Genomic DNA, 6,812 nt, shown 5'->3' on the forward strand with positions numbered 1-6,812 from the left:
AGGGCTAATCGTAGTTCTCATGGCTATTGCCTCTAAATATTGCATGCTTCTAACTACAGACTCTGCGCGTGAATAATCTGGCAGTCCTCACCTCAACTCTTCTAACTAGCAGAACGAAACGACTGAGGGTGAGGATATGCCGATGCCATTAGTAAACTTAGATACTGAATCGCTGTTTTCATAGCGCTCTGGGTGCAATTCTGGCAAGGATTCAGTCTGGATATATTGTTGACCGGGGTTATTCAGGAGAGTTCGATAAATTGATGACCACTAGCTCTGGCGAACCGAGCACCAACAGCAACCCTGCAACTGCCAATACAGTACATACGGCTAAAGGATCAATGCCTGGTTTGGTAGTAGTGGACGTATTCAAGGATCGCTCAATGTTGCAGCGGAACCGCAGAGCGCGATCGGGTTCGCTGGGGTCAAACACAAATTGACAAGTATCTGGGTCACCAGCCTGGATGCTATGAGGAAAAACCATGGCGTAAACATTTGCAAAACTCGATACCCTCAGCATAGGGAATTTCCACGATGCATGAAACCTACAGCGGTTAGGGATTTAGGGCCATAAGTACTCAATATCGATTAGGAATTTGCTGTTGCTAGAGGTTCACGATGTGGCAGGATAACATCAGCATTAAAATCCATAACCACAATTAGGTATCAACTGATTCAATTCCCTATTCACCATTAGGTACTCAATAGCCCCTTGGCCATTGACAATAGATCTAGGGCTTTACGTTTATTGAAGATATTTGCTCAGAGGTTAGTCATATGCAGTCAGTATCACGGCGACCAGAGTATGATCAGGCCGCCCAGAAATGGGATATGGAACGGTTGTTTGATGATTTGCTCACGGTTAAACAGCGTATGAAGCCCAGGGCTAAAACCCTTTCTGCCTTTGAGATGGATTACCTCTGTCTATTGTTGGCTGGTTATAAGCCCCAAGACATTGCTAATAAGATTAATTGGCAAATTGCAGGGCTGAGAGCAGAACTCTCAAAAGGACTGTATCAATATATTACCGAGCTGGCAGACAGGGCCATCGAAGACTGGCGAGATGTAATTATTGCTCTAGAGGAAGCTGGCTACAAGCGACGTAAGCCCCAACGGATGATGGTAATTATTATTGATGACACAGACGCTATGGAAACCGAAAACATTGTGAGTCGCTTGAATCAGCTTGTGGGCGATCGTTCCTTCAAGGTTCTGAAAACAGAAATTGGTAGCTTGATTCTCCATTTAGAAGGTTCAGACGATGCCTACAACCGCATCGAAACCTTGTTTAATCAAGGCCAGTTGAGCGAGCAGTTGGGCTATTCAGTACGGAAGATTTATTACACCGATGTCAGTGCCTACGATAAGCTAGAGAACCCTGTTTGTGAAGAGGTTGTCAAGCCCCTAGGAACCACAACTCCTGCCTCCCCAACCCCTGAGCACCTGAGCCGATGGCTTCAGAATGTATTCGATGCCGGTTGGCAGACCATGCAAGACTTGTTTGCCGCGCCCATAATGGCACCTGCCTATGCCACCCGCAATTTGCCTGTATTTCCCTCCTCAGACCCAAACCCAAGGGAGCGGCATACTGAGATTACTACTCTGATTGATCACATTTATTCTGCTGATTCAACAGCTCTGAAGGAAGCTGCTGCCCGTCGGTTAGGGGTCATTGGTCGGGATAGTGTGGAGGCGATCGCCGCTCTGATTCACCTGATACGAGTTAGTCAAGACGACCATCTGCGCTGGGTTGCTGCCGACAGCTTAGGCATGATTGACCCAGATAACGTTGCAGTAGGTGTGCGCCGGGTCAAGGACTTGAGCATGTTATTGACCAGTCATGCCCTAGCTCTGATGGTGGCTGTGATGGAAAAGGGATCAACAGGGATTGCCATTATGGTGCGCATCTATCCCCTGCGGGGACAACGCTTTTTGCCCGATGATGTGGTGTTGACTGTCATAGATGAAACAGGAGAGACGTTTCTAGAGGCTCGATCGCGCCGCATTGACGATTACCTGCAACTTCACTTCAGCGGACAACTTGGTGAACCCTTCAGTGTGCGAGTCTCCTTAGGAGATGTGGGAATTACCCAAAATTTTGTCATTTAAGTTATGCCAGCGGTTACCATGTCTTGATATTCCTACAGAAGACTTCACTATGACATTGCACGGTTTGTGGTTCACGCATCATTTCTGCTCGACGATCGTCGCCCTCAGTCTCATTATCCCCATTGCTTCACCTGTCCATAGCCAGCAACCTGTACTCACCTGTAATGCAGCCAGAGCCACTGTGCGCAATCGCTTAGCTAGAATCCGCAACCTTAGAGTCAGACCAGAAACCAGTAATATTGCGGCTATCTATCCCGATCACCCGGTTGGTCGGCCTAACAGTTACACGCTCATAATGCAAGGAGCAGCCATTGAGTCAGTTTTCAATTCTCGTCAGCTCATGACGACGATCGCCACAGAGGTGATTACCGCCTGTGACACTATTGGCCTAGTGACCTTTGCCCGCGACGGCTCTGGCGAAGCTATTAGCGTTGGCCTTTTCCCTGGTGGTAGTATTGACGTGTTCAAATGTGCAGAAGATGCTGGATTTCAACCAGGGCTGGGGGTTGGTCGTCCAACTTGGGGACTCCGGTATTGCAGTATTTAAACTACCTGTACAGGTAACTACTGCTGTGCGGTTGCGGGTTTAATCACCGGATACTGTTGTCACTTTCTGAGCAAGCGTGCATCTGACTGAGTATTCATAAATTCACCTATGCCGTACCCCTGAACCGATTCCCATGAGAAAATTCTCACCGTTCCTGAAGCAGATCAGTCTGTTCAAACTCCTAGGGCTGACTGTTGCCTATTTTATCGTTGCTAAGATTTCTCTTGCCTTTGCTACCCTCCCTGGAGGGGTGACACCCATCTGGTTTCCAGCAGGAGTAGCATTGGGTGGGGTGTTGCTCATAGGGGACTCAGCATTGCTGACGATCGTAATCGCTGGATTACTACTTCATACTGGTTCCCACGGTATTTCACCAGTCCATATCCTAGGTGGGCTGAGCATCGGCACCGGAAATATGTTGACGGCAGCTATCCAGGTTTGGCTGTTGCGATGGCACTGTCACCGGCAACAACAACCCCTCTCTCGGTTACTCAACCGGACTCAAACCATTGTCTGGTTTGTGATGGTAGCAATAGTAACTCCACCTGTGAGCGCTACGATCGGGGTCATGACTCTATGCCTAACCAGAATTGTGCCTTGGTCAGTCTATAACTCCCTATACTGGACTTGGTCTACCTCCAATACTTTTGGTGTTTTGATCGTCACACCACTATTTTTGTCATGGTTGAGTAGCAAGAAACCATTTACTGGCCTCTCTTGGCAGCGCTGGCTAGAAATCATAGTGTTAGGCATTTTGATGGGGAGTATCAGTCGCCTAGCATTTTGGCAGAATGTGCCCTCGGAATATATGCTGATTCCACTGTTGGTATGGTCAGTATTTCGCTTTGGGCAGCGCGGTGCAACCCTGATCGTGGTTTTGGTCTCAATCATTGCCATTTCAGGGATCATCTACACCGTGCAAACCGACCCTGATCGCTCCCTTAACCTTACCCTGCTCTTTCTCCAATCCTTCGTAGGGGTGGTAACATTAACAACATTAATCCTCTCCGCTACGGTGCTAGAGCGCCAGCAAGCTGAGACTGAACTCAAGCAAGCTAACCAGAACCTGCAAGCGATGGCCGCCCAACTGCAAGCCTCTAACTTGGCTCTAGAAAAAGCCAACGCAGAGTTAGAGCACCGGGTGCGGGAGCGCACTGCTGCCCTGCAAGCCGAACAGCAAAAGGCAGAAGATTTACTGCTCAATATTCTCCCTGGTTCCATTGCTAGCCGCCTTAAGCAGCAACATAATCCAATTGCCGATGGCTTTGAGAACGTAACTGTATTATTTGCTGATATTGTCAACTTTACTGACCTGTCGAGCCAAGTCTCTCCCCAAGAGTTGGTAGGGCTGCTGAACCAAATCTTCTCAACCTTCGATCGGCTGTCAGAGGAATATCAAGTGGAGAAAATTAAGACGATCGGTGATGCCTATATGGCTGTAGGTGGTCTACCTGACCCTAACCCTAACCATGCTGTGGCAGTGGCTAACATGGCCTTGGCCATGCAAACGGCTATTCAGACTTTTGTCTCTAAGGATGGCAGACGGTTCAGGATTCGGATTGGTATCAACACGGGGCCGATCGTTGCCGGAGTGATTGGCACTAAGAAGTTTATCTACGACCTCTGGGGCGACACCGTTAATGTGGCTAGTCGCATGGAGTCCCACGGTGAACCGGGACAAATTCAAGTTTCGGCTGCAACCTATGAGTACCTCAAGCATCAGTTCATCCTAGAAGAACGAGGGATGATTCCCATTAAAGGGAGAGGCGCAATGAGTACCTACTGGCTCAAGGGCAAAAGATAGTTTTGCATGGCTCTAAAAACCTAAGCCATTACTACGAGCCTCGACAGCAACTATGTCCCTCGCCAACTGGTTTGTCACGTTGTAGCCCTAGGCAAAATTCACCTATGCAGGTCATACCAATTCTCCAAAAGCCTAGCTATAGGCGTTCCAGCCTAGCTTGGAATAGTTGCTCTCACCCCCAACCCCTCTCCTAAAGCGCGGAAGAGGGGCTTAAACATCTCCTTCTGATCTGGAATGGTTATATGTAACCCATGTAAACCGCACCCAACATCAGCAGCATTTACCTGAGTTGTCAGCCTGCACGTCAATACCTGACTTGAATAGACGGATCTGAATATCCAAGACGGAAATCTCTGACGACATTTAAGTTTGCTGGTGCAACAAACACTACAGGCTTGTCAATGTAATAATTCGGCATGAGAATATCCGGTTGCAGAAATCGTGAGTCGGTGATGGGTACTGCTCTAGTAGAGCCTTGTCGTCCTGATCGAGTTTGATAATAAGCAACCACATTCTGTGGATAAATCCGAAGGCGCATATTTCCAGTGTTACTTAGCCGCACCCTCACAACATACACATCGTGACCAGTCATCAACAGAGCTGCATAGCTTGCTAGTGCATTAGAGTCAGCATTCATGATGAATTGCAGAGCAAGAATAGATGTTTCCGTTGGTGCAGATCTCCAAGAGAAATCTAGTCGGGCGACGGCTTGGGCAAGCACCAGTCCATCACCTTCCACAGCAGGAGTAGGTAGAGTAGTTTTGGTGGATGCAGTAGAGGTCATGAGTTGGGGAATACCTGGTGTATCACTGGGAAGTTTCATATCCGCGCTAGTTAGCGTGGCGCTCAGAGCAGCGTTGTTACTGAGGATAACCACTGCTACGGAAGAAAGCAGCGAAAGTAGTTTCATCATGGGACAGTTCTCCTAAGGTATCAATGAACAGGTTTCAACTAGTTACTGAACAAACCCTAGACTCAGGGTGGTTTTACCTACTGCTAAACAGGCAATATTGACCCCTGCCAACCGTCCCATTGATGGGAGTTTTGGCTGTCACTCAGACGTTCCTAGTTGATTCAATCTCGACCAATAACGTTAACGTTGTCCTAGCTATCTCTTAGTATTGCTGAAGCAGGCCAAGAACCCTATCCAATGGTGATTAGGTATTTTGTAGCGATCGCCCCTAATGTCGATTAGGGATTTATTCAATATGCTATGGCAACAAACTGAGTGGCCTAGTTTGTTAGGGGTGCTTAAAACCACTTCCTTATAACTAAAGCTCCAGTTCACCAAAGCTCCGGCTATCAGAGAGAGGGACTTGGAAATAGTTCGGTTCCCCCTTTTCTCAAGTTTGGGAGAAAGGGTTAGGGGATGAGGGCTTCTAATCAGCCTGATTGTTGCTATAGCTTTTGGAGAATTAGTACAACACCTAGGTTGATGGAAGTAAATATTGCCGATTGCTAGAGCTTGAGATCATCAGGATTAATACCGATCGACCTTAGGTAGGCCACTAATTGTTCAGCCCGTTGTCGCTCCTGTTCGGCTCGTTGTCGCTCCTGTTCGGCTCGTTGTTGAGCCAACTCTCTTTGAATTCTCTCTTGTTCAACTTGCTGTTGAGCTAACTCAGCCTGCTGCTGGGCTAATTCTCTTTGTATCCGTTCCTGTTCAACTTGTTGAGCTAGTTCAACAGAACTCAAAAATGGACGACCATCAGGATAGCGTAGAATGAGTTCTTGACCGGGCTGCCATTCAAACTGAATGCCCAAGCGGGGGCTGCTCCATCGTCCTATATCATCGATAGGGAGTAATTGTTGTCCATGGCGTTGCCAGCCTTCTAGTACCCAATCGTCAGGGTCATAGATGTAGTACTCTTCCACCCCATAGGTCTGATAAAAAGCTAACTTTTGCTGCATCTCTTGCTTACCTTGGACAGTTTTGTTGCCAGGAGAGAGAATTTCAAACACTACTTGGGGGGCCAAGTTGGCTTCTTCCCATTGGCGATAGCTGCCCCGTCTGCCCTTAGGACGACCCACTACTACCATCACATCAGGGGCTTGGGGAGCAATACTTTCCGTTTCTGTTTTGGGGACAGGATACCAAAATAAGTCGGCTGCAACGAACACATCAGGAACTGCGCTAAAGAGAATCTCCAGATTTTCCTTAATCATGACAATCCAGCGATATTGCTCAGTATTCTCTGCCATGGGCTTGCCATCACTTTCAGGATACAGCTCCAGTTCTTTGAGTTGCTGTTCAGAGAGCAGAGAAATCATAGCCGATCGCTGTTGGTGAACTGGTTCTATTGTAGCGGGAGTTGGTTAATTGAGGTAGAAATACTAGCTTTCAGCCCAATG

Annotated in this window: 6 protein-coding genes; 3 read left to right on the forward strand and 3 right to left on the reverse strand. The window is 47.9% G+C overall.

Translation table 11 applies throughout. The annotated features are described in order from the left end of the window. Positions 1-238: 238 nt before the first annotated feature. A complete protein-coding gene (locus NZ772_10970) occupies positions 239-484 on the reverse strand; it encodes a hypothetical protein (GenBank protein ID MCS6814071.1) in 246 nt (81 codons plus the stop codon). A 293-nt stretch (positions 485-777) separates the two neighbouring features. On the opposite strand from NZ772_10970, the gene NZ772_10975 reads away from it, so the two are divergent. The 3 genes from NZ772_10975 to NZ772_10985 all read left to right on the forward strand — a co-directional run bounded on the left by NZ772_10975 (position 778) and on the right by NZ772_10985 (position 4,460). Beyond that, the gene (locus NZ772_10975; GenBank protein ID MCS6814072.1) at positions 778-2,109 is read left to right on the forward strand and encodes a DUF1822 family protein; all 1,332 of its coding nucleotides are present in this window, start codon (positions 778-780) and stop codon (positions 2,107-2,109) included. Between the two features lie 49 nt (positions 2,110-2,158). Next, entirely contained in the window at positions 2,159-2,656 is a 498-nt protein-coding gene (locus NZ772_10980) for a hypothetical protein (GenBank protein ID MCS6814073.1), read from the forward strand. 133 nt (positions 2,657-2,789) lie between these two features. Beyond that, a complete protein-coding gene (locus NZ772_10985; protein MCS6814074.1) occupies positions 2,790-4,460 on the forward strand; it encodes an MASE1 domain-containing protein in 1,671 nt (556 codons plus the stop codon). 304 nt (positions 4,461-4,764) lie between these two features. Here NZ772_10985 and NZ772_10990 read toward each other — a convergent pair whose 3' ends face one another. After that, entirely contained in the window at positions 4,765-5,373 is a 609-nt protein-coding gene (locus NZ772_10990) for a hypothetical protein (protein ID MCS6814075.1), read from the reverse strand. A 545-nt stretch (positions 5,374-5,918) separates the two neighbouring features. Beyond that, complete coding sequence (locus NZ772_10995; protein MCS6814076.1) at positions 5,919-6,731, reverse strand: Uma2 family endonuclease; 813 nt, start codon at positions 6,729-6,731, stop codon at positions 5,919-5,921. Positions 6,732-6,812 lie beyond the last annotated feature (81 nt).

Source organism: Cyanobacteriota bacterium (genome assembly GCA_025054735.1).
Lineage (GTDB): Bacteria > Cyanobacteriota > Cyanobacteriia > SKYG9 > SKYG9 > SKYG9.

Excerpts from the sequence above, each read along its gene's own strand:
- NZ772_10970 (MCS6814071.1), bottom strand. The coding sequence starts at position 484 with ATGGTTTTTCCTCATAGCATCCAGGCTGGTGACCCAGATACTTGTCAA.
- NZ772_10975 (MCS6814072.1), top strand. The coding sequence starts at position 778 with ATGCAGTCAGTATCACGGCGACCAGAGTATGATCAGGCCGCCCAGAAA.
- NZ772_10980 (MCS6814073.1), top strand. The coding sequence starts at position 2,159 with ATGACATTGCACGGTTTGTGGTTCACGCATCATTTCTGCTCGACGATC.
- NZ772_10985 (MCS6814074.1), top strand. The coding sequence starts at position 2,790 with ATGAGAAAATTCTCACCGTTCCTGAAGCAGATCAGTCTGTTCAAACTC.
- NZ772_10990 (MCS6814075.1), bottom strand. The coding sequence starts at position 5,373 with ATGATGAAACTACTTTCGCTGCTTTCTTCCGTAGCAGTGGTTATCCTC.
- NZ772_10995 (MCS6814076.1), bottom strand. The coding sequence starts at position 6,731 with ATGATTTCTCTGCTCTCTGAACAGCAACTCAAAGAACTGGAGCTGTAT.